General features: G+C 69.4%; 20 protein-coding genes and 4 pseudogenes. 12 read left to right on the forward strand and 12 right to left on the reverse strand.

Annotation, left to right across the window (positions count from 1 at the left end; all coding sequences use genetic code 11):
• The first annotated feature begins 20 nt into the window (after window positions 1-20).
• The 7 genes and pseudogenes from OG520_RS01110 to OG520_RS01140 all read left to right on the forward strand — a co-directional run bounded on the left by OG520_RS01110 (window position 21) and on the right by OG520_RS01140 (window position 8,139).
• The gene (locus OG520_RS01110) at window positions 21-2,312 is read left to right on the forward strand and encodes a hypothetical protein (protein WP_406011816.1); all 2,292 of its coding nucleotides are present in this window, start codon (window positions 21-23) and stop codon (window positions 2,310-2,312) included.
• 12 nt (window positions 2,313-2,324) lie between these two features.
• Window positions 2,325-4,547, forward strand: a complete 2,223-nt coding sequence (locus tag OG520_RS01115; protein ID WP_406011817.1) for an FAD-dependent oxidoreductase — start codon at window positions 2,325-2,327, stop codon at window positions 4,545-4,547.
• A 25-nt stretch (window positions 4,548-4,572) separates the two neighbouring features.
• Complete coding sequence (locus OG520_RS01120; RefSeq protein ID WP_399330640.1) at window positions 4,573-5,439, forward strand: NAD-dependent epimerase/dehydratase family protein; 867 nt, start codon at window positions 4,573-4,575, stop codon at window positions 5,437-5,439.
• A 280-nt stretch (window positions 5,440-5,719) separates the two neighbouring features.
• Window positions 5,720-5,882: pseudogene (locus OG520_RS01125) on the forward strand (IS5/IS1182 family transposase); the annotation flags it as partial.
• 376 nt (window positions 5,883-6,258) lie between these two features.
• On the forward strand, window positions 6,259-7,002 hold the full coding sequence (locus OG520_RS01130; RefSeq protein WP_406011818.1) for a helix-turn-helix domain-containing protein: 744 nt from the start codon (window positions 6,259-6,261) through the stop codon (window positions 7,000-7,002).
• Window positions 7,003-7,303: 301 nt separating this feature from the next.
• Window positions 7,304-7,660, forward strand: a complete 357-nt coding sequence (locus tag OG520_RS01135) for a hypothetical protein (protein WP_406011819.1) — start codon at window positions 7,304-7,306, stop codon at window positions 7,658-7,660.
• Window positions 7,661-7,851: 191 nt separating this feature from the next.
• A complete protein-coding gene (locus OG520_RS01140) occupies window positions 7,852-8,139 on the forward strand; it encodes a hypothetical protein (protein ID WP_406011820.1) in 288 nt (95 codons plus the stop codon).
• 584 nt (window positions 8,140-8,723) lie between these two features.
• Here the strand turns inward: OG520_RS01140 and OG520_RS01145 are convergent.
• From OG520_RS01145 to OG520_RS01155, 3 genes are all read right to left on the reverse strand, one after another.
• Window positions 8,724-9,089 (reverse strand): hypothetical protein, encoded by a 366-nt coding sequence (locus OG520_RS01145; RefSeq protein ID WP_406011821.1) that lies wholly within the window; start codon window positions 9,087-9,089, stop codon window positions 8,724-8,726.
• Between the two features lie 78 nt (window positions 9,090-9,167).
• Window positions 9,168-9,890, reverse strand: coding sequence for a restriction endonuclease (locus OG520_RS01150; protein ID WP_399330650.1), 723 nt, complete (start codon window positions 9,888-9,890; stop codon window positions 9,168-9,170).
• The gene (locus OG520_RS01155) at window positions 9,887-10,096 is read right to left on the reverse strand and encodes a hypothetical protein (RefSeq protein ID WP_406011822.1); all 210 of its coding nucleotides are present in this window, start codon (window positions 10,094-10,096) and stop codon (window positions 9,887-9,889) included. Before OG520_RS01155 ends, OG520_RS01150 begins: the two co-directional genes overlap by 4 nt.
• Window positions 10,097-10,380: 284 nt before the next feature.
• Here OG520_RS01155 and OG520_RS01160 point away from each other — a divergent pair, with 284 nt between their 5' ends.
• The 3 genes and pseudogenes from OG520_RS01160 to OG520_RS01170 all read left to right on the forward strand — a co-directional run.
• Complete coding sequence (locus OG520_RS01160; RefSeq protein WP_406011823.1) at window positions 10,381-11,919, forward strand: hypothetical protein; 1,539 nt, start codon at window positions 10,381-10,383, stop codon at window positions 11,917-11,919.
• A 106-nt stretch (window positions 11,920-12,025) separates the two neighbouring features.
• Window positions 12,026-12,415 (forward strand): hypothetical protein, encoded by a 390-nt coding sequence (locus tag OG520_RS01165; protein WP_406011824.1) that lies wholly within the window; start codon window positions 12,026-12,028, stop codon window positions 12,413-12,415.
• Between the two features lie 111 nt (window positions 12,416-12,526).
• Window positions 12,527-12,664 (forward strand): annotated as a pseudogene (locus OG520_RS01170) (hypothetical protein); the annotation flags it as partial.
• Between the two features lie 195 nt (window positions 12,665-12,859).
• Here OG520_RS01170 and OG520_RS01175 read toward each other — a convergent pair.
• The 5 genes from OG520_RS01175 to OG520_RS01195 all read right to left on the reverse strand — a co-directional run bounded on the left by OG520_RS01175 (window position 12,860) and on the right by OG520_RS01195 (window position 17,291).
• A complete protein-coding gene (locus OG520_RS01175) occupies window positions 12,860-13,648 on the reverse strand; it encodes a phosphatase PAP2 family protein (RefSeq protein ID WP_406011825.1) in 789 nt (262 codons plus the stop codon).
• Window positions 13,649-13,871: 223 nt separating this feature from the next.
• A complete protein-coding gene (locus OG520_RS01180; protein ID WP_406011826.1) occupies window positions 13,872-14,831 on the reverse strand; it encodes a hypothetical protein in 960 nt (319 codons plus the stop codon).
• On the reverse strand, window positions 14,828-15,169 hold the full coding sequence (locus OG520_RS01185) for a PadR family transcriptional regulator (RefSeq protein WP_093895425.1): 342 nt from the start codon (window positions 15,167-15,169) through the stop codon (window positions 14,828-14,830). The genes OG520_RS01180 and OG520_RS01185 overlap by 4 nt, the downstream gene beginning before the upstream one ends.
• 325 nt (window positions 15,170-15,494) lie before the next feature.
• The gene (locus tag OG520_RS01190) at window positions 15,495-16,067 is read right to left on the reverse strand and encodes a hypothetical protein (RefSeq protein WP_406016678.1); all 573 of its coding nucleotides are present in this window, start codon (window positions 16,065-16,067) and stop codon (window positions 15,495-15,497) included.
• A 273-nt stretch (window positions 16,068-16,340) separates the two neighbouring features.
• Complete coding sequence (locus OG520_RS01195) at window positions 16,341-17,291, reverse strand: SDR family NAD(P)-dependent oxidoreductase (protein ID WP_399330660.1); 951 nt, start codon at window positions 17,289-17,291, stop codon at window positions 16,341-16,343.
• Window positions 17,292-17,989: 698 nt separating this feature from the next.
• Here OG520_RS01195 and OG520_RS01200 point away from each other — a divergent pair.
• Complete coding sequence (locus OG520_RS01200; protein WP_399330662.1) at window positions 17,990-18,169, forward strand: hypothetical protein; 180 nt, start codon at window positions 17,990-17,992, stop codon at window positions 18,167-18,169.
• Between the two features lie 369 nt (window positions 18,170-18,538).
• Here the strand turns inward: OG520_RS01200 and OG520_RS01205 are convergent, their stop codons facing one another.
• A complete protein-coding gene (locus OG520_RS01205) occupies window positions 18,539-19,048 on the reverse strand; it encodes a MarR family winged helix-turn-helix transcriptional regulator (RefSeq protein ID WP_406011827.1) in 510 nt (169 codons plus the stop codon).
• 171 nt (window positions 19,049-19,219) lie between these two features.
• On the opposite strand from OG520_RS01205, the gene OG520_RS01210 reads away from it, so the two are divergent.
• Window positions 19,220-20,443 (forward strand): FAD-dependent monooxygenase, encoded by a 1,224-nt coding sequence (locus OG520_RS01210; RefSeq protein WP_406011828.1) that lies wholly within the window; start codon window positions 19,220-19,222, stop codon window positions 20,441-20,443.
• Window positions 20,444-20,476: 33 nt separating this feature from the next.
• Here OG520_RS01210 and OG520_RS01215 read toward each other — a convergent pair.
• From OG520_RS01215 to OG520_RS01225, 3 genes and pseudogenes are all read right to left on the reverse strand, one after another.
• A pseudogene (locus OG520_RS01215) lies at window positions 20,477-21,641 on the reverse strand (IS3 family transposase).
• 518 nt (window positions 21,642-22,159) lie between these two features.
• On the reverse strand, window positions 22,160-22,783 hold the full coding sequence (locus OG520_RS01220) for a histidine phosphatase family protein (RefSeq protein ID WP_406011829.1): 624 nt from the start codon (window positions 22,781-22,783) through the stop codon (window positions 22,160-22,162).
• A gap of 549 nt (window positions 22,784-23,332) precedes the next feature.
• Window positions 23,333-23,993: pseudogene (locus tag OG520_RS01225) on the reverse strand (transcriptional regulator).
• Window positions 23,994-24,140: the final 147 nt, after the last annotated feature.

The following is a 24,140-nucleotide window of genomic DNA, read 5'->3' on the forward strand; positions in this document are numbered from 1 at the left end:
AACAAGAGAAGGGCACCTCCATGTCAGTCGCCCGCCGCAGATTCATCCAGGGCACGGCCGTCGCCACCGGCGCCGCGCTGCTGCCGACCGTTCCCGCGTACGCCGCGGACCCGGTCACCATCGAGGCCGACGGCATCACCCTGGTCGGCCGGAGCGACGGCAGCGTCCTCGTGCAGGACGGTGCGGGCGCCGACCGCATCCTGCTCAGCCACTTCATGATCAAGGACACCGCGCTCGGCCAGCAGCGCACCTTCGGCGGTACGCCCGCCCGGATCACGCTCCCCGACGGGCGGCCCGCGATTCAGGTCACGTACACGATGGCGACCGGCACGTCCGGAGTCACGGTGCGCGGCACCTTCGACGTCACCCCTCGCAAGGCACACATGAAGTGGGAGGTCGGCGGCTCCAGCACGCTCACACCGGCCGGCTTCATGTTCTCCCGCACGGTGTACGGAGCGAGCGCGGCGGAGTCGTACGAAGCGCTGACCGTCTGGGAGCGGGACGCCCGAGGCGGCATTCCGTACGAGGTGAACGCGGGCGGCGCGTACGTGGAGACGTGGGCGGGATCGAAGGGCTTCTTCTGCCTCTCGTCGACCAACCCCGCGAGCACGAACGCCACGTGGGTCCATTCCCCCGGTACCTCGACCGGCGCGAGCACCGCGGTCACCGAGGCCGATCTGGTCCTCGGCGATCTGCGGCCGCGCGGGGCGGGAGCGCTCGCTGCCAAGAGGCCCCTCGGCGTGGAGGTGTGGACCGACCAGCCGTTCAACCTCTACAAGGCGGCCGGGCAGACGATGACGCTCAAGGCGCAGGTCGTCAACGGCTCCGCCGCGGCCAGGAAGGTGACCCTGACGTGGTGGGCGCGTGACTTCGGCGGCAAGAAGATCGCCGGTGGAAGGCTCTGCAGGAGCCTCGCGGCGGGCGCCGCCTGGAATGCCTCCTTTCCCGTGACCTCGCCGTCGCAGAACATCGTGTTCACCCAGGTGGAGGCGGTCAGCGGCAGTGACAAGGCGCTGGCCCGCACGAATCTGAGCGTGCTCCCGGAGTTCACGTACAAGGCGGGCAAGGAGTCGATGTTCGGCCTCGCCAACTACCCCTGGCTGCTCAAGCCCGGCAAGGACGCCGTACTCGGGCTGGTCAGGACACTCGGCATCAAGTGGATCCGCATCGCCTACGCGGGTGCCCCGGGCATCGACATCGCGACTCTGGACGCGAACGGCATCGGGCACAACGTGGAGCTGAGCGGTATCCCCGTGGGCGGTAGTCCGGAACAGATCGCGGCCTGGGCCGACACGAATGTCGCCAAGGCCCTGGACGCCGAGGCCGCATACTTCGAGGTGAGTAACGAGGTCAACCAGCCCTGGATGTCGGGCCGCGGCGCCGACGCCTACGTCCGGGACGGTCTGCGCCAGGTCACCACGCGCCTCGACGCGGCGGGCTCGCGGATGAAGGTCATGAACGCCGGCCTCGGCGGCATGGACTACGTATGGACCAAGAACTTCCATGACGCGGGCGGCTGGGACCTCATCGACGCCTTCGCCTTCCACCCCGGTCGCGGGAACTTCACCCCCGACTTCGCGCCGCCGCCCGAGGAGTGGACGCAGGGGCCGTCCGGCTCGTACTGGAACTTCCTCGGCGCACTGCGCAAGGCGAACCAGGTCCTGGAAGAGTACGGCGGCGACAAGGAGCTCTGGCTCACCGAGGCGTACGCACCGACCCGGCCCAACGCGTGGTGGAGCGACACCTACCGGCACGCCGCCGAGAACACGCTGCTCACGCTGGCTCTCGCCAAGTCCGAGAAGGTGCGCGCCGTCAACTGGTACCAGCTGCACGACTCGGTGCTCTACCACCCGCAGGAGGCCGACCCGGCCAACCCCGAGTACCACTACGGCCTGATGAACCGCGACACCAGCGCCAAGCCCTCGCTCCTCGCCTTCGCGACCGCAGCCCGGGTCCTGGACGAGGCCGAGTTCGTCCGGCACCTCGCCTTCGCGGACCAGGACATCAAGGGCCTCCTCTTCACCACGCCCGGCGGACCGGTGTCGATCCTCTGGAGCCGCAAGGACGGATACATCCTCAACCCCGAACACGGCGAGGATCCCTGGTACGCATCGCCGGAGCCCTGGATCGACACCTGGACGACCAGGACCGCGGTCGTCGCCCACTCGGGGACGTTCGACGGCACGGTGCGGGAGCTGAACTGCATCGGCCAGGAACGCACTCTGAAAGCCTCCGGCGGCAAGGTCGCCCTCACCCTCGACGGTGCCCCGCGCATCTACTACGGTCTCGCCGCCAATCCCGACTGGAAGTAAGTGACGTACGACATGAGGAATGAAACCGCAACTCACGACATCACCGTCGTCGGCGGCGGCCTGGCCGGGGTCTGCGCGGCGATCGCCGCGGCCCGGCTCGGCCGGAGCGTAGCGCTGATCAACAACAGGCCGGTGCTCGGCGGCAACGCGAGCAGCGAGGTCCGGGTCTGGGTGTGCGGCGCGACCGGCCACGGCAAGAATCACCATGCCCGTGAGGGCGGCATCATGGGCGAGTTGCTCGTGGAGAACCAGTTCCGCAACCCGGACGGGAACCCCTACTACTGGGACGCCGTGGTCCTGGACGCCGTACGCGCCGAGCCCGGCATCACGCTCTATCTCAACACCGACGTGCGCGAGGTCGACGCCGAAGGCCCGGACGAGGCCCGGCGGATCACCTCGGTGACCGGCTGGATGATGGGCTCGGAGCGACGGATACGTTTCGAGAGCTCCCTCTTCCTCGACTGCACAGGAGACGGCCTGATCGGCCACCTGGCGGGCGCCCACCACCGCATCGGCCGGGAATCGCGCACCGAGTACGACGAGGCATGGGCTCCGGAGACGGCCGACGACATCACCCTGGGCTCCACTCTCCTCTTCTATACGAAGGATGCCGGTCACCCGGTCAAGTTCGTGCCGCCGAACTTCGCCAAGGACATCACCCGGACCTCCATCCCGCAGCGCCGCATCATCAAGGCGGGCGACAACGGCTGCGCGTACTGGTGGATCGAGTTCGGCGGCGAGCTCGACACCGTCCACGACAACGAACGCATCCGCGACGAACTGTGGTCGGTGATCCACGGCATCTGGGACCACATCAAGAACTCCGGCGAGTTCGACGCGGCGAACATGACCCTGGAGTGGGTGGGCTCGGTCCCCGGCAAACGGGAGTACCGGCGCTTCCTCGGCGACTACGTCCTGCACCAGGGCGACATCCTCGGCCAGACCGAGTTCGCCGACCGGGTCGCTTTCGGCGGCTGGTCGATCGACCTGCATCCGCCGCAGGGCATGTACGCCACCGAGGCAGGTGCCAGACAGCTCTACGCGGACGGCATTTACCACATTCCGTACCGCAGCCTCTACTCGGTGAACACCGAGAACCTGCTCTTCGCCGGGCGCAACATCTCCGCCAGCCATGTCGCCTTCGGCTCGACCCGCGTCATGGCGACCTGCGCCACGATCGGCCAGGCGGCCGGCACGGCGGCGGCGCTCTGTGCCACCGGGGATGTCACCCCGCGCGAACTCCCCGTACCCGAGCTGCACCGGGCGCTGCTGAGCCAGGACGCCTCGCTCATCGGCCTCGCCTCGACGGACCCGGAGGACCTGGCCCTGCGGGCGACGGCCACGGCATCGTCCACCCTGAGCAGCCTGGCAGTCGAGGACTCCGACGAGCTATGGCCGCTCGCGGCGGACGCCGGACTCGTCCTCCCCGCGGACCCGGGCCTCTCCGGGGTGGAGCTGCTCGTCGACGCCGACCGCGACACCGAGATCGTGATCGATCTGTACGACCCCGAACTCGGCCAGAACTACGTCCCGCGGCGCCTCGTCACCTCCACCACCCTGCCCGTCGCCGCCGGGGCCCGGCAGTGGCTCAAAACGGGCCTGGACTGGTCTCCCGAAACCCCGCGCAACGCCTTCCTGGTCGTCCGCGCCAACGACGCCCTCGCCCTGCACCGCTCCGACCGCCCGGCCCCCGGCGTCCTGTGCTTCACACGAGTCCCGCTGCGCCCGACGGACGAATCGCCGCAGCCGCTGCGCGAGTGGACGGACACGGGCCTGCTGCGCCGCACCTTCTGCTTCCGTACGGGAGAGAACGCGGCCTACTCCCCCGCCAAGGCCATCGACGGCTATGCCCGCCCGTACGCGGGACCGCACATGTGGGTCTCCGCGCCACTGGCGGACGCCCCTTCCCCCTGGCTCGAGTTGGCCTGGCCCGAACCTGTCGCTCTGGGCCGGATCGAGGTCATCGCCGACGACGACGTCAACGAGGACCTGATCAACCTGCACCACCACCGCACGCCCTTCGACACCCTCCCCACCCTCCTTCGCGACTACCGCGTCGAGGCACTGGATACTGACGGCACCTGGCGCGTCATCGCCTGTGCGGCGCAGAATCGGCGGCGACGCGAGACGCACACGCCGGCGGAGCCGGTCACCACATCGGCGATCCGGGTCGTCGTCGAAGCCACCAACGGGGCGGCGTCGGCGCACGTCGTCGCCGTGCGCGCCTACGAGTAGAAGCACGACGCAGGAGAGTGACTGGATGGTCGGAAGAGCGATGGTCACCGGGGCCGCCGGGCGGATCGGGCGAGCGGTCCTCACGCTGCTGGCCGAGCGCGGGATCGAGGCGAACGCCCTGGTCCTCGATGATCCCGGTGATCTCGCGGCGCGCCTGGTCGTGACCGGTGACGCCGCCGATGCGAAGACCGTGCGGGCGGCTCTGGAGGGCGCCGACGCGGTCATCCACCTGGCGGCGATCCCGACTCCCGCGCGCAACACCGCATTCGAGGTCTTCGCGGGCAACAGCCTCTCGACCTTCACCGTCCTGGAGGAGGCCGGCCGGGCCGGGATCCGGCACGCGGCGGTGGCGAGCTCCTGGGGTGTCACGGGCCTGCCCTGGACGGACGCCGAGGATCCTCATCCACCGTACGCACCGGTCGATGAGGCGATGGCCTCCCAGGTGGCCGACCCCTACGGCCTGTCCAAACAGGTCGACGAGCTGACAGCGCAGATGATGGCGCGGCGGCACGGGATGAGCGTGGTGTGCCTGCGCTATCCGTACGTGGGCGGATTCGAGGAACGGCTGCACGCGCACGCCGCCCGGCTCACGGCCGACCCGGCCGCGGGGGCAAGGGACCTGTGGACGTACCTCGAGGTCCATGACGCGGCGAGGGCCGCGTTGCTGGCCTTGGACGTACCCGGCCGTGCGGCGCACACGGTACACCTCTGCGCCCCCGAGATCATCGTGCCGTACCCGACGGAGGAACTGCTGCGCCGCTACCACCCCAGCACCGTGCTGCGGCGCCCGCTGCCGGGTCGCACGGCGCCGGTCGACACCTCGGCCGCGCGCAGGCTGCTCGGGTTCACGGCACGGAATCTCCTCAGTCGCGGGGCGGTTACCCCGCAGTGAGATCACGACGGCCGCCGAACCGCCGCAGAACGGGAGAGAACAGGACGTGCCCCCGATCACGCGTGACGACCGCGCAGCCCCTCGGCTCACTTGGGGAGCACCGGCGTCTACCAACGTCGAGGCCCCATCCGGCGCCCCGCACGCCAGGACCACGCTCCGCCACCGCCCGTTCCTGCACCTCGGCCCCGCCCAGTGAACCCTGGAGACGGTCGAGGGTCCCTCTCCAGGGCTACTGGGGCTACTGGGGCTACGACATACCTGAACTGCGGAAATGGCTCCGCGGAAATGGCTCCGCGGACAACGTATCGGCGTACGCATCGCCCGCAAAAGGCGTCGAATCCAGCGAACGGCTCGGACGCCACGGATGGGTCATCGAGCGCACCATGCGTCGTGGCTCACTGGGCTACCGCAGACTCGACCACCGCTACGAACGCCACCCCCGAGCGGGCCGTCTCCGGCAACGGCTCGGCCATATTGCCCATGCGCATTGCATCGCGGTGATCTCGCTGGCCATGCTGGGCCGGCAAACGCGGGCTGTCCAGGTGGGGGTTCAATGGTGTTCACCGAGTTCAACACGGCGGTGCTACCGAGGGAGCAGCGCTTCGACTGGTGGTGCGAGGTGGTCGGCCGGAGTGTGGCTCCCACCCGGATCACCAGTGACGAGGCCTCGGACTTCACGGGGAGTATGGGGTCCCTTGGCTTCGGGCGGCTTCAGCTGACGACCATGGCCTTCCCCGCGTTGCGGTCGGAACGTACTGCGGAGCTCGTCCGCCGTGGGACCCGGAGACCTATGAGCTGACCTTGATCCTGGGTGGGGCCATGGAAGTGTCCCAAGACCGCAACGACACTGCTCTGTTCGCCGGCGACTTCGCCCTCTGGACGTCCTCGCGGCCCTATCGTGGCCGGACCGTGAGTGCGGCGGGGACCGGCGCCGCGCGGGCGATCATCCTGCATCTGCCGAGGACGCTGGTCCCCGTGCCCGAAGCCAAACTGGACCGGTTGTTCGCCTGCGCCCTGCCTGCCAGGTCCGGGATGGGTCGGATCCTCGCCGACCACCTGGTCTCGGTCGCCCGGGAGGCACCCGGATTGGACGAGCTGGAGAGCGAGCGGATCGGCCTGGCCAGTCTGGACCTGGCCACGGGGCTGCTCGCTGCCCGGGCCAACGTACAGGACCGCCTTCCCCCGGAGACCCGACACCAGGTGCTGCTTGCCCGTATCGACATCTTCATCCAGGACCACCTGGCCGATCCTCAACTCGGCCCCGGCGTCATCGCAGCCCACCATCACATCTCCGTGAGGCTCCTGCACCAACTCTTTCGCAACAGGGGTGAGACGGTGTCGGCCGCGATCCGCCGACGTCGCCTGGAACGCTGCCACGGGGACCTCACCAATCCGCGTCTGCTGACCGTCCCAGTGCACGCAATCGGCGCACGGTGGGGTCTGACCAGCCCCGACCGATTCAGCCGCTCGTTCCGCGCCGCCTACGGCGTTCCGCCCGGCGAGCATCGCCGTACAGCACTTGGCACACGTCGTGGGGAGCCCATGCATCCGTCCGCCGACTGACATCGGGCTTCCCGCTCATGCACTCAGGAACAAGTCTTCCTGCGTCGCAGGCCAATGACGAATGCACCAGTCGGCGGACAGACTCGTCGAGTGCGTGACGGGCCGGAAGCGCTCGTCGCCAACACGTCAGCAGCGGGGCTGCCGGAGAGGGAAAGGACTGTGGACAGTCCGCGGCGGTGATCCGCTGCGTCCGAGGCGTTCCCGCCGACTCTCCTTGAACCCGATGGGCACTCGTCCCGAGGAGTTGACGGTGCGCCACGTTCGGAAGCTTTATCACGACACGCTCACAAAGAGGGGAATCATGAATAAGAGCATCAGGTTCCGGACATTCGCCGCAGCGACGGTGATCGCTTTCTGTTCTCTCGGCCTGGTATCGGCCCCTTCCGCCCAGGCGTCCACGGCAGGGATATCCACCTGTCGGAACATCGAGGCGCCCCGCGTCGCCGAAGGGTACGGCAATGGCCGGGTGTGCGACGGGAACATCACAGGCACGGTGCACGACACCAAGGCCGACGGCCGCTGCCCCTACGTCCGTGTGTACTTCACCGACGGCTGGTGGGACTCTCCGTGGGCCGGGGGAAGTGGCAAGGCCGTCGACTTCAGCGGGTTCCACACGGGCGACTACACGGGGGCGGAGATGAAGTACATCTCCTGCTGAGAATGCGAGCTGCATCGTTTGTCTCTTCGTCGCGGCCTGCCGCCGCCTGGAGGCAACCACCTCCCGTACTGCGGGGCGACGCAAATGTTGCCCTCCGTCAGCAGGTGAAAGGGATATGAATGAAGAAGAAAATGATCGCGGTAGCTGGTGTGCTGGGGGCTCTCTGTTCCCTCGGCCTGACATCGGCCCCCATGGCTCAGGCGTCTACTGACGGAGTGCTCGGCTGCAAGGTTTTCGACACGGGCGGTCCGGGGTCACGCCCGGAGGGGTACGGCGACGGCCGGGTGTGCGACGGGAACATCACAGGCACGGTCCACGACACCAAGGCCGACGGCCGCTGCCCCTATGTGCGCATCTTCTTCACCGGCGGTGGTTGGTGGGAGTCGCCGTGGGCCGGGGGAAGTGGCAAGGCCGTCGACTTCAGCGGATTCCATGCCGGTGAACCGACGTCGGCAGTGCTCGACTACATCTCCTGCTAATAGCGCGGCCTGCAGTCCTGTTCCGCTCCTCCAGATCGGCTCGGGCCGAGCCTCCGCAGCCTCTTCGTAGGGACGACGTGAGCGGGCGCTCTGGTCATACCGGTTCAACGAGCGCCGCCCGGCCGGGCTGTACCTCCGGCGCCGGCCTCCGGCGCTGCACGGGCGCTGCCGGAGCGGCCGGTGCCGGGGGCAAAGGGTTCCGGTGCTGCATTCTTGATGGTGTGGTGCCGTGCAGGGTCTGGAACTTCCCTGCACGGCTTCGGGTACATGGCCAGTGTCGCGGGGCGACCGAGGATGGGCTACAGGTTGTTCTCGATCCACCAGAAGGCGAGGCCGGCGAAGGCGAGGGCGGCGAAGCCGTTTCCGGCGCCGTAACAGGAGCCGCGCAGGAGGCTGGTGGCCATGATGCGGCGCCACGTGAACCACTCCTGCACGGGGCGGGGTCGCGTCTTCTGGTGCGGTCGTGGGCGTTGCGCTTACTCCTCATGGGAGGTGTTCCTTTCTCGGAGGGGGACATCACGAGGAGCCCGCTGTCGACCTGTTGGCATAGGAACCGGGGTCGCCAGAGGGCTCCTTGCTGTTGGTCAGGTCCGGCCGGCGAGTTCGTGGAGGCGTTCGGCCAGCCGCTGGTCGGGGCGGCAGACGAGACCTCCGTCGTGGCCGGTGACGACCAGGCGCTCGATCTCGGCTTCGAGACCGCCGGTGGGGACGCCGGTGGTCGATCCGCGGCGGGCGACGTATCCCGCGAAGCGTTCCAGAGCCTTCACGAACTCGTCCGAGGGACCGTCGGGGCTGCGCTGCAGCTGGTGCAGCCTGTGCGCGGCTTCGTCGGGTTCGCCGAGGCTGAGGTGGTGCAGGCAGAGGCAGTAGGCGGCAGCCTGGTGTCCGGCGCCGGCGGCGAGCTGCCACCAGAACATGGCGCCTTCCGGGTGGTCGGCGAGGTAGAGCATGCAGGCGAACGCCTGGGCGCCGTCGACGTATCGAACGGTCAGGAAGGGCAGGGCGCACGAGGGCGCCGGCGCGCGGCTTCAGGAGAGCGAGGTCGGTTTGCGGGGCGGTGGGACGGCCCGGAGCAGTTCCCACAAAGGGCGTGAGCCGGCCGCCCACACACCGAGGGTGTGGCGGTCGACGACATGGAGGCGCTGCTGCTTGGCGAAGGCGACGGCCGGCGCCGTGACGCGGCCGTTGGTGACGATCACCGCGACGTCGGCGCCGTGAACCTGGCGGGCGGTGCCGTTGAGTACCTGAAGATCCGGGCTGCCCACGGCGGAGCCGGCGAGGCCATTGCGGCGGTGTTTGCACTGGATGACCCAGCGCCGTCCGTAGGGGTCGGTGGCCTTCACGTCGGCGCCCAGGTCGCCGCCGCCTCCGACCCGGACCGCGTCCTGGCAGCCGTCACGGTGCATCAGCTCCCGCACCGCGTCCTCGAACCGGGCGTGGTGCAGGTCATCCAGCTGCGTCAGCCCGTAGCGCAGGCCCTGCGTACGGACCGCTTCCCACCGGGCTCGCTGCTGCTTCTGGTGGAGCCAGACGCCGCCGGCCAGCACCGCAAGGACACCGATGGCAACCAGGACCCACCAGTGAACCAGCAGCCAGTTGACCACGGCCACCACCAGGGCGACGGCCAGAACCGCGGCCACGAGGAGCCCGACCAGCCGGTCATTTGCACGCTGCCGCCCGCCGCGCCCGCGGGTACGCCGCCGCGCCGCCGTGCGCCTGGTGGCCGCGGGCCCACGCCTGCGGGGGCTCACCGGCTGGCCTGTGTCACGCCGCTCGCGACCTGTCCCAGGAAGTTCAGGACGCTCTGGCCCACCGGGGTGGGAGCCAGGAGGATCCCGAGCGCCAGGACGATGACGACGGTCATCTTCTCGTCGAAGCGGCTGCGGGCCTCCGTACGCCGACGCAGCCGGAAGAAGACGACGACGGCAAGCAGCACAGCTACGTTGATAGTCAGCAACCGCCAGACCTCCCGCACGACCGGCCTACACACAGATGAGGCCGCTACGTGCCACCCCGCCTTCTTGTGTAGTCGGACCTCAGCGATGTTGGAGGCGGGTTGCCGACGAATGGCACAAAGCCATCGGACCTGGCCGAATACCACGCGCCGGATCAGTCATCGACATGCACGTCGCGGGCGCCCCTGACTGCTCGCTGAGCCGCATACGCTAGGCCCGCCGCGCGCCATCAACCATGGCAGGCAGCGGGTGGCAGTCGGGGACACGGAACGAGGAGGAACAACGGATGACACAGGCCGCGGGGAGCGAGCTGGACGAGCGGGTGCCGGGACGCCGGTGGACAGTGCGTCTGGACGCCGCCGGCCGGGGCAGTGCGGCGGTGCGCATCTCGTGCAGCCGCCCCGCATGTGCCGAGCAGCGTCTGCCGTCCGCGGCCGCCGGCCGTGCTGCCGCGGTCGCCCACCTCAAGGCCCACCTGCGCGCCGCCCCCGCCCCCAGGACTGGGGCGCACTGCGCGTGCAGGGCCGAGGGCTGCCAGACCCATCTGCCCGACACCGGCCGACATGCGCGTGCCGAACCCTGGCGGTGCGGCGGACCGGTCGTCCTGGCCGTGGTCGCCGACCGGGGAGGACGCTGGTGGCAGGCCATGGAGTGTTGCTCGCGGTGTGCGGCCGCCACACCCGGAGCGAGGACCGCGGCCACCTCCCAGGCCCCCGGGCCCCAGCTCTCCGAACGCCCGGACCCCGCAGCCCCGGGCGCGGGCACGCCACAGTTCTCCGACCACCAGGTCGCGGCCGGGACGGGGGTGCCGGCTCCGCGCTCCGCGCCCGTGCGGCGCCGCCCACCGCAGGTGAAGATCGCCCAGCGCGTCATCCCGCACAGTCTGCGCCCCGTCGCCCTGCGGGACGAACTCATGGAACTCGGTGGCCTCTTCCGCGCCTACCAACAGCGCGACCAACCCGACCTGGCTCTCCTGGCCGACCTCCACACCCGCAAGGCGAGCGCCTTCGCGGCCTGGGCCGAGGCCACCGGTGACACCCGCCTGAGACTGGACGCCCAGCGTGCCGAGCAGGCTGCCACCGCCGCCCGCTTCCAGCACCAGCAGCGCACCGGCGTGGCCACGAGCAGCACCGACCCAGACAGCAACACCGCGGCCGTGGCCCGCCTGTTGTCCGGCCCCGCCCAGTGGGCCCACGCACGGTCCGTCCTGGCCCACGTCACCGACACCTCCCCGCTGCCCGGCCCGGAGGCACGGCTGCTGGTGGTGATGCTGACTCTGCGCACCGCGCGCACCGGCACGGGCAACCTCGTCGGCCAGGACGTCACCGGCCTGGGCCTGAGCGAGCCGGAAGACCTGGTCGCACAGCTGGCCGACTCCGGCTGGCTGCGCCTTCCCGGTACCCCCGGTGACCTGCTCACTTCCCGGCCCGAGAACCCCACCCCCATCACCGTCCCCTCCCTGGTTCCTGACGACAAGCCGGGCCCGTTCACGTTCGGCAAGAAACTGCGGCCCAAGCTCTCCGGGTGGGCCCAGAAAGTCGTCTCGGACAAGAAACTCCGCAAGACCAAAACAGGCGCCGGCCCCCGGCTGCTCGCCCTGGTCCTGGCCACCCACAGCTCCCCTGACGGACGGCTGGGACCCGGCGGCCAGGGCATCGACCTGGACCACCTCGCCTCCTGGTGCGCCGTCGACCCCGGCGAACTGACTCCTCTGGCCGACCGGCTGGCCGCAGCAGACTGGCTCACCGAACCCGCCCTCACCACCACCCATCTCACTGGCCGGCTGACCGAACGGGTCCTCCCGCTCACCTGCCCCCTCACCTAGGGCCTGTCCGGCGGATCATGGCCGGGGCAGGCCAAGGCTCGAGATACAACACTCGTTCGAGTGAATCCGCGACGATGTCGTCCGTCTTGGCCCGCGGGTCCGCTGGATGTGGGAGTCCCGCAAACTCCGCTACTGGGCCGAGTGCAGCGGGCAGTCCCGCCGCGCCGGCCTTCGAACCAGCCACCCGGCACCCGCGGCCTTGTCGGCGCAGACGCGGCTGGAGAGTCGGGTCCTCGAGCAACCGGGCACCTCTCCGGATCTGTGCGCGCACCCCTTCGGCATCGCCTCACCGACCAGCTCCGGCACGTCCCTCGCCCTGCATCTCGACGCCTGCATGGGCCAGGAACAGCCCTCCTCTCCCGAGCACTGTCTGAGTCGCCTGTTGCCCGCGGCTCCCGCGCCGGGCAACGGTGACGATCTGCCCGGGACCCCCGCCCCGGCCTGCGGGTCAGCGGCATCGAGGCCCGCGGCCGACAGCTGCACCCGCACCTGGTGAAAAACCCTGCGCAAGAGACCTCCTTGCACCCGATCCGCCTGATCTCGTTCGGCTACCTGCACCGGCCCGCACGGCTCCTCCGTCCCGCCAGCCGCCGACCGCATCGAGGACATACGCGACCGGCTCCGCGACCCGGCCGCCGCCCGCGACATCCTTGACCTGGACGGTTTCCGCCCCCGCGTCCAGGACGTCGTCCTCAACACCCCCGGCGCCCGCGAACTGCTCGCCAACCTCGCCGACTATGCGGCTCTGCCCGCCGGACCCCGCAGCATCGCCGTCGGATGCACAGGCGGTCGACACAGGCCTGTTGACCGGACTGCGGGAGGACACGCCGGGCAGGAGCGCATCCCCGCTCGGGCGTCGACGGCTTCTACGACTGGGCGGTGGCGTCGGACCGCCGCTTCGCCAGGATGCGCCGGTTCCCGCCGGGAGCCGGCCGGGTGGTCACCCCAGTGCGGGGCGTGTGCGGCGTGCGGTGTGTGCGGGCCCCTCCGCTGTGGTGAACCAGAACAGGGCCGCGCACAGGAAGGCCGCTGCTGCGAAGACCAGCGATTGTGTGACGGAGTCGTCCCGCGCGCCGGCGACGAGCGCTCCGGCCGCTGACAGTGCCAGGGCGACCGCCGACAGCGCGCGAGGGCGCCGCGTGACGTCTGGTGCGGCGGCGGGTGGCAGCAGCCGGGCCGCGAGGCTGTAGCAGGCGCAGGCCAGCAGTGTGGAGCCCAGTACGTCGCTGGGCCGGTGGTGGTAGGTGGCCTGGACGGCACCGGCGGTGACGGCGAGCCACAGCATGCCGGCCGCGGTGGCGTAGGGGCGGATGCGGGGGGCAGCGATGAGGGCGGCGCCGAGGGCCAGCCCGGCGGGGATGGCCACGTGCCCACTGGGGAAGCTCGGCTCGATGAGGCTGACGTGCGCGCCAACCAGGTCGGGGCGGGGCAGGATCACCTTGCTGAGTGCCTCTGTGCCCCCGAGCGTGGCCATGACGACTCCGGCCGCCGCGCAGCCTTGCCACCAGCATCTCCGGACCAGGGTGACGGCCACGATGACCGCCATGCCCACGACCAGGGTGGGCATGGCAGCGTCGTCCAGCGGCGGCAGGGCCGGCGAATCGTAAGCCGTCCCCGACCAGTCGTAGATCCATGCCGGGTTGGCGCCGCTACTGTTGAACAGGGCATTCTCCGCCCGTTGCCCGAACGGTGTGCAGACGGCGATCAGGTAGACCGCCAGGAACCCCACGAGGCACAGCAGAGCTGAGATCCGTGGCCGTATCGTCCGCGAAGGGCTGCGTTCAGCCGTGGCTCCCGGGACCTGGCCGGGGGTGTCCGGGTGCGTGGACAGGGTCGAGGGGTCTTGCTGAGTCATCGTTTTCTCTCTATGTCCGTCGGCAGCAGTTCGGTCACGTGCCTCCTCTGGCACGCAATGGGCCGACAGGCTCGGCCGGCCCACCGGGGATCTGCTCCTATTCGAGGAGCGCCTGGCCCTGCCGGCGCTGGGCGGTGATCGCCAGGGCCGGGAGGGGCGCGATCAGGAGGAGGAGGACGACCAGGTCCGGCAGGGACTGCATGAACCAGTTCGGCTGGATGACGATCGCCTGCGTGCGGATGAACGCGAACGCCGCGACGGGGATCAGCCACCGGTAATCCCCGGTTGCGGCCGTCGCCGCCCACGCGGCGATCAGCGCAGCGACTTCGAGTGCGAACAGGCCGCGTTGGAACGCCGGACTGATGGAGATGATGTGCAGGCCCCCGGCCACGAACATGGCGAGCACGACGGGCACCAGCCAGCGGTACGAGTGGCGTCGCAGCCGGCCAGGACGACAGACCGCCAGCACGGCGCACGCGGTGCACAGTGTCCCCGACAGCACCAGGTCACGGGCCGATATCGGGGCGCCCAGCCCGTAGTAGCCCAGGCCCACCTTGCCCTCGTCGCCGAAGAGCGTATTGCTGTTGAGCGTGGCACCGACGTAGATCATCGCTGCTGCGGCCGGCAGTGCGATCCACGGCTTGCCGCGCAGCAGGGCGATCAGGCAGACCAGCGGAAGCAGCCCGTAGGGCAGAAGCCGTGTCCGCGTGCCGGGACCTTGCGCCCACGGGTACCAGCCGGAGAAGTGGAAGGCGATGGCGTGCCGGCCGGGATCGATGTGCAGCGCCCAGTGCCAAACATCCTGCAGGTACGGCACCAGCGCCAGCGCGGCAAGGACGAGAGCGGTCAGATGGATGCCGTCCAGCCACCATGGCCGGGCCGTGTCGTCGACGACGGCACGGGCGCGGGCCTGCGCCCCGGCACGCGCCAAGGCGACGACCTCCCGCGGCGGGGGCCAGGAACGGCCGGGATACGCCTCGGCCAGACAGGCCAGCAACTCCTCACCCTGCCGGGAACGGTAGGGCTCGGGATAGGCCGCAAGCAGCAAACGGTTCATGCCGGGGCCGCTCCGACATCCCGCGAGCGTCCGATGACGACGGCCGCTGCCTGCTGCATCCGCAGCGCCTCCCGGCCGAGCGCCTCGGTGCCGTCCTCCGTGAGCCGGTAGTAGCGCCGCGCCCGCCCGTCCACGATCTCCTCATGGCCGGCGGCCACCAGTCCGGCCCGCTCCAACCGCTCCAGCGCGCCATAGAGAGTGCCGACAGCGATCCGGAGCCGCCCGTCGGTGGCCTGTTCGGCAGCCTTGATGATGCCGTAACCGTGCAACGGTCCGTCCATGAGCGCAGCAAGGATGAAGTACTGCGGTTCCGTCAAGGACGGGTTCTGTCTTGTCATGCGTCGAGCATATATCGAGCTACGAAGTATAGCCGCCAGCCCTGGGTGATCACGGCAGCGCCTCCACGCCCGCAGCGAGCGTCACCTTCTCGCGACCGGCGGGCGTGACGGCGGTCTCCTCGACGCACCCGCGCGGCATTGGCGGATGCTCACCGCGACCTGGTCCGGGCCGAGCAGAACGTCATTCCACCGTGTCCGCCGGCCCCGTCTTGTTGGGCGACAGTGAAAATGCCTACGGTGCGGCACTGAGGATGTCGACGAACGAGGACGAGATGCCCCGCTGGCAGTGGTCCGCCGAGGTCGGCCATCATGGCGGGATCGCACCTCATCCTGACGTATGCATCGACGTCGCCAAATTGGACGTTGCGCAATTGCACTGGCTTCTCCTCGGCTCCCTTGACTCCTCAAATGATCCGACATGACGACCATCGGCGGTCTCGTGTCTCCTTTGCGCGGTCTGAAGCGGTCTTTCGCCGACTCCGCAACCAATCCGCCTGCAGAACCCGCGGTTCAGTCGAGGATCTCGGTGACGGCGGACTGAGCCGCTTCTGTCGTCGACGATGGACTTCCCGGTGGCGAATGTGGCGACCAGGGCTTGCAGGCAGAGGTTGTTGACCGCGCGGGGAAAGCCGCGGGCGGTGGTATGGCCGAGCGTGATGGCGTCCTCGGTGAACAGCTGGTCGGTCCGGCCGGCAAGTCCGAGGTGGTGCTTGATGCAGCTGGCGTGGGTCCAGGCGGTCGGCTGGCCGGCGAAGGCGCCGGGGAAGAGCCAGGGCGAGTCGGCGGACGTGTCGATCGTGGTGTGTCCGCGGCGCCGCGCGAGGAGCTTCCGGGTGAGTTTGTCCAGAGGATCAAGTTCCTCGTGGTCACCAACACCACCGCCCCCCAGTAGCCCCACCCCCGCAGCTCCGCGCGTGCCCCTCCCGGCCCGGCGCGGAGCTCCGCGCGTGCCCGCCTTTCACCACCGAGTAGGAGGCTCCTTCGCCCCCGATCCGTCTGATCTCCTTCGGCTACCTGCACTTGTCCACCGGCCCGGACGGCTCCCCCGTCCCGCCCGCCGCCGATCGGATCGAGGACGTCCGCGACCGGCTCCGTGACCGGCCGCCGCCCGCGACATCCTCGGCCCCAGGAACTGCTCGACAACCTGTTGGCCAACGCGCGCGTGCCTGAGCTATCCGGAGATGGTGCTGAGGTCGGCGCCGGTCAGATCACAGCTTGCGTCCCACAACCGTGCCGCGACGGAGGGGGCGGCGAGGTGGCTCCACACCGGTTCACGTCGGGGCTCGCCGCGCAGGCCGAAGACGCGCGGTCCCCACAATTGGCCTCCACGCACGGCCGGGTCGAGCACCGCCCGGACCGCGGGCCATGCGCCGGCGTGCTTGCCCTGGACTAGGAGGGCCGCAGGTGCCGCGCTCAGCCGTGCGCCGGTGGTTCGTACATGGACCGGTGGCCGTGACGGGGTGAGGGAGGCCAGCGCGCCGCCGGGATGGACCACCACGCTCGCCACCGTGCTGCCGGCAGCGCGCAGGCGGCGGTCGAGTTCGACGCCGAAGTACATCTGGGCCAACTTGGAGCGTCCGTAGGTGCGCTTGGACTGGTAGTCCTTCCGGGACTGCAGGTCGTCGAGGTCGAGCCGCTCGGACTTTGCCGCGAAGCTGCCCATGGTCACGACGCGGGCCGCCGGCGCAGCCGACAGCAGCGGCATCAGCCACTGGGTCAGGACGAAGTGCCCGAGGTGGTTCGTGCCGAACATGAGCTCGTGGCCGTCCCCGGTCTCCTTGCGCGGCGGGTCATCAAGTGCGACGCCAGCGTTGTGGACTACCGCGTCGAGGCGTTCCACCTCCAGTGATTCCACCGCTGTTTCGAGTGACGAGAGGTCGGCGAGGTCCAGCCGTACGGCCCGCACCCGTGCCCCGGGGACACTCGCACGTATCGAGGCCGTGGCGGCTTCGGCCTTGGCGGGATTCCGGCTGCCGAGTACGACGGTGGCTCCGGTTGACGACAACTGCTCCGCGACGAAGTACCCGATGCCGGCGTTGCCGCCGGTGACCAGGAAGACGCGGCCATCGGCCCCGGGCAGTCGTTGGACATTCCAGGGCGGGGTCGAGGATGTGGACGACATGGCGACAGGGGGTCCCTTACTGTTGGGGCGGCTGCGGCTGCTCCCTTGGGCAACTCGACACCCACGGTTCCAGCGGCCACCGATACATCGCCTACGGATCACCGACAGTCCCGCCGGACGGCCGACACCCCGGGGAAGCGGTGCTGGACCATCGCCGCCTCGCGCCGCTGAGTGTCACGTCGGCCAACCGGAGCGCGCAATGGCCGGCTGAGGCGCTCAGGCACAACGGGCCCTCACTCTTGATCAATTCCTTGGCTTGTTCTTCATCCTCGGGCTTTCGTGGTCCACCGTTGAGTTCGGATGGGCGCTTGTGTCCGGGCTCATCCTGTTGGGTAGTACCGATCCGTCCATGGCCGTTGATCAGGGATTCGTGGACGCCGCGATCGAGCTGGCATGTACCCGTTTCCCCGGACAGGACTGGTCCTGAGCCGCTGCGCTGCGTCTCGACGACGGCGTAATCCTCACAAGTACTGCCCCGGACCCGCCGAACAGCGCTGTCGGCCCTTGCCACGAGACGGTCGCCTTCTGTCAGGCCTTCAAGCGGGAACGGCGCATGGTGGCGTCGGTATGTGTGACCGCCGCCGATGAGGATCGGGGGTACTGGATCTTGGCGCCCTGCGGCGTCTGTCAGGAGCGGCTCTTCGCCTACGGCCCGACGTCGAGGTCGCGGTCCCGGAACCTGCCGACCCACGCCGCTGGTGGACTCCGACGATGCACCCTTCGACGTCGTCATCCACAACCAAGGTGTCAGCGTCTGGGTGAACACCGGCTACGAGGCAATCGCCTACGACCAGTCCGGCTCCGAAGTGGACTGCGGACACCAGCGCCCCCTCGAAGTCCTACCGAGGTGGACCGAGGCAGCCCGAAGGCGCAGGTGACTGATAGCGGCGGGACTGTCCATGACAGCAGTGCGGTATCCGGGGTCTTCCGTGTCGCTCCTCTTGCCGGGGAGACGACGACGTCGCTGATCGACCGCATCGTGGTCCGATGCCGTGCTGCTCGACGGACACCCGTACGTGCGCTGCGGCCAGGAGGGCGATGACCAGTGGCTGACCGAGATCGGCCGAGGGCGCTGCCGGGCTGCTCGGCAGCGCCCCTTACCGCCCCGAGTTCCGCATGCTCTCGCTCGACGGGAACGTCCTGTGCTTCGCGACGACAGGGAGCACGACATCAGCACTTCCGTGCCGACAGTGCCGCATCGTTCGCAAGTCTTGCCGAATGGGTGGCGAGCCGGTGGCAGCGGGTGCTCAGTTCTCCTCGTCGTCGAGTAGGGCGAGTCGGGTCGTCACGTCGTCGGCGAAGCGGGCGAGGAGGCGGACGAGGTCGTCGCGGTCCTGGCGGGGCCAGTCGGCGAGGGCGTCGGTGAACCAGCCGAACAGGAAGGCGAGATAGCGGCTGACGGCCTCGGTGCCGGCGTCGGTGGGTTCAATGAGGCGGGCCCGGCCGTCGTGCGGGTCGGGGATACGGCGGACGAGTTCGCGCTTCTCCAGGATCTGGACCTGGCGGGTGATGTGCGGGCCCACGACCTGCATGCGGTCGGCGATCTCGCCGATTCGCAAGGGATTGCCGGCTGTGCGCAGGGTGACGAGCACGCCCACTGCGGAGCGGTCACGTCCCAGGCCCGCTTCCTCGGCGGCGCGTTCGACAAGGCGGCCGCGGGTGATGGCGGCGCTGAGCCGGGTGATCCGGGGCAGCGTGGCGAGGAAGTCGGGGCGCGGATCCTCCGGTTCGCGGGCCTCGGGGAACTCGGCGGGCATGGCACCTCCATTTGCATACCTGAGTTAGGTATCTGTACCGTAAGGGGCGGCCGCCGCCCGCGAGGGCGACGCACAAGCTTTGCAAAGATACCTGAGGTACGTATCTTTTTGCTCGTCCGGTGCGTACCGCCGACGTGCCGGCGGGAATGCCCGCCGGGGAAGTGAGAGGCCATGAACACCGTGTCACGCCCCGCCCGTCGCGTACTGGTCTCCGGAGCGAGCATCGCGGGCCCCGCGCTCGCGTACTGGCTCGACCGGTACAGCTTCGAGGTGACCGTCGTCGAGAAGGGTGCCGCCGTGCGCGGAGGCGGCTACGCCATCGACATCCGCGGCAACGCCCGCACGGTCGTGGAGCGCATGGGGCTGCTGCCGCGCCTGCGCGACGCCCACGTCGACACCCGGCGGATCACCTTCGTCGACCGCGTCGGGCGGACCATCGGCTCGCTGCGCCCGGAGCAGATGACCGGCGGCGAGGCCGGTCTCGACCTGGAGGTCCAGCGTGGCGATCTGGCCGATGCCCTCCAGGCGCCGCTGCGCGACCGGGTCGAGTTCCTCTTCAAGGACTCCATCGCCGCGCTGGACGACGCCGGGGACACCGTCCACGTGGTGCTCGAAAGCGGCGCCCACCGCAGCTTCGACCTCGTGGTCGGCGCGGACGGGCTGCACTCGAACACGCGCCGGTTGGCCCTCGGCCCCGAGGAGCCCTTCCACCGCTATCTCGGGCACGTCTTCGCCGGCTTCACCCTCCCGAACGGGTTCGGCCTCGCCCACGAGGGCGTGATCTGGAACGACATCGGGCGCGGCGCGGTCCTCTATGCGCACGAGCCCGCCGATCGCGTCCACGGCTTCCTCACCTTCACCCGCGATGTCCCGCCCTTCGAGGCCTTCCGCGATCCACGGGCCCAGCGCGAGCTGGTCGCCGCGCGCTTCCCGGAGCGGGTCTGGCACGTGCCGCGTCTGGTGGAGGCGATGCGGGACGCCGACGACCTCTTCTTCGACATCGTCAGCCAGATCCATCTGCCGACCTGGTCGCGCGGACGCGTGGTGCTCGCGGGCGACGCCGCGCACGCCACCTCGTTCCTGTCGGGTCAGGGGTCGAGCGTGGCTCTGGTCGGCGCGTACGTCCTGGCCGGCGAGCTGGCCGCGCACTCCGACCACACCGCCGCCTTCGCGGCCTACGAGCGCCGGATGCGTCCCTTCGCCGAGCGCAACCAGGCGCTGGCCACCAGTGGCGGCACCGTGGTGACACCGACGACGCGGGAGCAACTGGAGTTCCGCAACGCCCTGTTGCGCAATCCGGGGTCCGTCGCGAAGGAGATGGCGACGGCGGGCGCCCAGGCGGGCCGGGCCGCGCATTCGGACCTGCTGCTGCCGGACTACGCCGGGGCGCTGTGACTGAGGTGACCCCCGGAGTGTGGACACAGGGGTTCATGCTGCGAGTGAGAGTTTAGCTGTCTTGTGGTGGTGCTGTTCGAATTCCATCGGGGAGAGGTAGGAGAGCGCGCTGTGTCGGCGTCGGGCGTTGTAGTAGGTGAGCCACCGGAATATCTCGGGCCTCGCCTGAGACATCGTCACGAACACTCTCCTGTGCATCGTTTCTCGCTTCAGTCCCTGCCAGAAACTCTCGGCCAGGGCGTTGTCGTAGCTGGAGCCGACCCTGCCCATGCTTCTGCGGATGCCGTGCAGGTCGCAGACCTGGGCGAACGCGGCCGAGGTGTAGTGCGATCCGTGGTCCGCGTGGAAGATCACTCCGGTCACGTTGCCGCCGCGGGCCGCGACCGCGGCCTGGAGTGCGTCGATGACGAGCTCGGCCCGCATGTGCGGGGCCGTCGACCAGCCGAGCACTCGGCGCGACCGGATATCGATGACGCAAGCGAGGTAGAGCCACGCGGCTCCGACCTGCACATATGTGATGTCGCCGCACCACTTCTCGTCCAGCGTACCGGCGGTGAAGTCCCGCTGGACCAGGTCCGCCACCGGCGGCGCGAGGCGGTCCGGGATCGCTTGCGCATCAGCCTGGCCACACGCGCTTGTGGTTGACCGTGTGGCCGAAGCCGCGCAGTTCGGCATGGACTCGAAGCGCGCCGTAGTTCCCGCGGTGTTCGGCATGGATTCCGCGGATCTCCTCGACCAGGGCGTCCTCCTCGAACTGCCGCCCCGCCCGCGCCTCGGCGCCGGTGCTCCACCGGTAGTAGCCCGAGCGGGAGACCTCCAGCACCCGGCATATCCGCTTGATGCCGAACATCTCGGCGTGGGTGGAGACGAAGTCCCAAGCGGCGGTCTTCACTTCATCTCCCGGGCGAAATAGGCCGCTGCCCGACGCAGGATCTCCCGCTCCAGCTGCCATTCCTTCCCCGCCTTGGCCAGCCGCGCGTTCTCCGCCCGCACCCCGGGCCAACTCGGCCTCGGTGTCCTACGACGCGCCTGCGGCGACTGGACGACCGTCGGCATCACGCACCCAGGTCCGCAGCGTCTCGGGGTCGACGTTCAGATCAGCCGCGCCATCCTTGAACGTCCGCCTGCCGGCCGAAGCCCGCCACAACGCGATCGCGTCGGACCGGAACTCCGCACTGAACTTCGAGGGCCGTGCCACGTAGATCTACACCTTCCAGGATCAGCAAGATCCATTGTCAGGTGTGTCCACACCACAGGGGTCACCTCAGCCCGAGCACCCGCCCATGCGGAATGCAAGGCAGGGCGTACGGCGGGCACGGGCTCCACCTCGTCATGGCCGACCGCAACGCCCGGCGCGGCACCGAGACCGCCGACGAGATCACCACAGTCGGCGTCACGCCCGATTCGTCGCGGCGGATCTGGAGGACCGGTCGGCATCGAGCAGTTCGCCCCGGAGGTCGGCGAGATCGCTGTCCTGGTCAACAACGCAACGCCGGACAGGCCACGGAAGCGTCGCAGTTCCAGCCAGCGATGCAAAGTCCAGGACCACCGTCAACCGCCCTCCGCCGTCTCGCATCGTTCAAGCAGCAGAGTGCCGAGCTGTCCTGTCTCAGACAGGTCAGCGCAGAAAGGCGCTCTGACCTGTGATGCCCGAACTTGAGTGAGACGGATTTCGTAGGGCTGTCTCACTCAAGTCCGGGTCAACGGCCTTCTTGATCAGATTTGGAGTTCGGGTGGGAAGCCGGTCCAGCGCAGTTCTGCGGGCAGGTGCCGCATGTCGTTGTAGAACAGCACGGAAGACGGCCTGCCGGGTGCGTAGCGGATGACCGTCAGAGCTGCGTTGGCGTGGTTGAGGCCCATCCAGCGCCACTCGGGCGCGTCAAGGGCAGCCCGGATCAGCCATCCGATGAGGAAATTGTGTGTGACAACCAGTTCATGGCGGGGGCGATCTCCGTCGACCGGACCTGCGAATTCTGCAAGTGCTTCCCGGGCCAGCGCTGGACCCCGGCTGCACTCCTCTTCCGGAACCTGAGCAAGGAAACTGAGCATGGCGTCGGCCGAATCCGGTGGCAGCTCCTCCTTCGTAGGCAGGTAGGGGACGTAGTCGCCGGCCAGTTCCGACTGGTGCAGTGGGACGGCGTCAAGTTGCGCGCCGATCAGCTGGGCCGTCTGCTGCGCCCGAGGCAGCGGCCCGTGGTGGATCACCGAAAGTGGGGTGCTCTGGAGCCGTTCACCGAGCAGCACGGCTTGGCGCCGGCCGCTTTCCGTCAGGGTCGTCTCATCTGCTGATGCTTCACCGTGCCGAGCGAGGTAGAGGTATCGAGTGGTTGCGTCTGTCATGTCCCGGGTCTCCGTCGTCATCCGTGATCTCGTATGTCAGGGATGGACGCCGAGCCCTTTCTGCATGGTTCCGTGGCGGCTGTCCTGTCTCAGTTCCGCCTTGCCGGAGGCAGGGGCAGGGGGCAGGAGGGCTTCGGTCTGTCCGGCTGTGGCCTCGATGCTGGTGCTGAGCCATGTGCGGCTGGTGTGCTGAGCCATGTGCGGCTGGTGCCTCGCAGGGGCGCCTGCATCGGGAAGCGACGGTGGAAGTCCGCGATGGCCTGCGCGACGGTTTGCGCGGGGAACCCTTGGGCTGGGCGATGATGTAGACGACCGGGATGCGGTCGCTTCCCGGACAGCGCTGCCGAACCCGCAGCTCCTGCAGGCGTCCGAGCTGCTTGAGAACGGTGGTCTTCCCGGTGGTCCATTCCCCGGCGACGATGAGTCCGTGCTCGCGCTCGCGGCGACCTCGCCGAGCCGGCCCTGTTCCTTGGTCTCCCGGAGGCGGTCGAGCAGGTTCGCGTAGTCTCCTCCAGCCAGGGCTCCGGTCGATCGCGATGCGCAGGTTGTTCAGTTGTGCGTGGTGGCCGGTGGGCCGAGGACGGCGGCGAGCCGGAACTTGGTCTCGTCCTCGCTGCCGGGCGCAGCGGTCATGATGACGATCTTGAGCTCGGATTCGCCGTCGGTCAGTACGTCGCAGTCCGCCGTGACCGGGCCCACCGACGGGTGGTCGATGGTCTTGTGGTCCTCGCGGTGCGCGGCCACCTCCGGTCGCCCATAGCTCGGCGAACCTTCTTCTGTTTCCCGCGTTCAGATCACGGATCAGCACGGCCAAGCGGCTGTCCTGGGGGAAGCGGCCGGTGGCGTGGCGCAGGCCGGAGACGACGGCGGCGTCAGTGGCGTCGAGGTTCGCCTCGGTCACTGGCCACAGCGCGAGGTGGGCGGGATCAACGTCCACCGGAAACCTGTCGCGGGCGAAGTTGCGCAGCCGCGGCGGCGATGCGGAGGAATCGCCCAACAGGGCGGCCCACCCGCGGTTCCACCGCACGAGTTGCCAGTCCGCCGCGAACACGGCGGCCGCCACGTCCCCGAGGCGGGCGAGCACCCGTTGCACGCCGGGCGGGAGATGGTCGGAGACCGTGCCGTCCGCCGGCGGTACGAGCCGGGCCAGCCGGTACAGGTGGCCCCGCTCGGCGATGGACAGTTGCAGGGCGCGTGCCAGGGAAGCCACCGACGCCGAGGGGGCCGTGGCCCGCCCCTGTCAAGGCGCACGATGTAGTCGACCGATACCCCGGCCAGATCAGCCAGTTCCTCGCGGCGCAGCCCGGCCGTCCGGCGCCCGTGGGTCACCGGCAGTCCGGCGGCTGACGCGGCAGCC

Origin of the sequence: Streptomyces sp. NBC_00984, from assembly GCF_045162475.1 — a bacterium.
Lineage (GTDB): Bacteria > Actinomycetota > Actinomycetes > Streptomycetales > Streptomycetaceae > Streptomyces.

Coding starts and splice junctions, on each gene's coding strand:
- OG520_RS01110 (WP_406011816.1), top strand. CDS start 21: ATGTCAGTCGCCCGCCGCAGATTCATCCAGGGCACGGCCGTCGCCACC.
- OG520_RS01115 (WP_406011817.1), top strand. CDS start 2,325: ATGAGGAATGAAACCGCAACTCACGACATCACCGTCGTCGGCGGCGGC.
- OG520_RS01120 (WP_399330640.1), top strand. CDS start 4,573: ATGGTCGGAAGAGCGATGGTCACCGGGGCCGCCGGGCGGATCGGGCGA.
- OG520_RS01130 (WP_406011818.1), top strand. CDS start 6,259: ATGGAAGTGTCCCAAGACCGCAACGACACTGCTCTGTTCGCCGGCGAC.
- OG520_RS01135 (WP_406011819.1), top strand. CDS start 7,304: ATGAATAAGAGCATCAGGTTCCGGACATTCGCCGCAGCGACGGTGATC.
- OG520_RS01140 (WP_406011820.1), top strand. CDS start 7,852: ATGGCTCAGGCGTCTACTGACGGAGTGCTCGGCTGCAAGGTTTTCGAC.
- OG520_RS01145 (WP_406011821.1), bottom strand. CDS start 9,089: ATGCTCTACCTCGCCGACCACCCGGAAGGCGCCATGTTCTGGTGGCAG.
- OG520_RS01160 (WP_406011823.1), top strand. CDS start 10,381: ATGACACAGGCCGCGGGGAGCGAGCTGGACGAGCGGGTGCCGGGACGC.
- OG520_RS01165 (WP_406011824.1), top strand. CDS start 12,026: ATGTGGGAGTCCCGCAAACTCCGCTACTGGGCCGAGTGCAGCGGGCAG.
- OG520_RS01180 (WP_406011826.1), bottom strand. CDS start 14,831: ATGAACCGTTTGCTGCTTGCGGCCTATCCCGAGCCCTACCGTTCCCGG.
- OG520_RS01185 (WP_093895425.1), bottom strand. CDS start 15,169: ATGACAAGACAGAACCCGTCCTTGACGGAACCGCAGTACTTCATCCTT.
- OG520_RS01195 (WP_399330660.1), bottom strand. CDS start 17,291: ATGTCGTCCACATCCTCGACCCCGCCCTGGAATGTCCAACGACTGCCC.
- OG520_RS01205 (WP_406011827.1), bottom strand. CDS start 19,048: ATGCCCGCCGAGTTCCCCGAGGCCCGCGAACCGGAGGATCCGCGCCCC.
- OG520_RS01210 (WP_406011828.1), top strand. CDS start 19,220: ATGAACACCGTGTCACGCCCCGCCCGTCGCGTACTGGTCTCCGGAGCG.
- OG520_RS01220 (WP_406011829.1), bottom strand. CDS start 22,783: ATGACAGACGCAACCACTCGATACCTCTACCTCGCTCGGCACGGTGAA.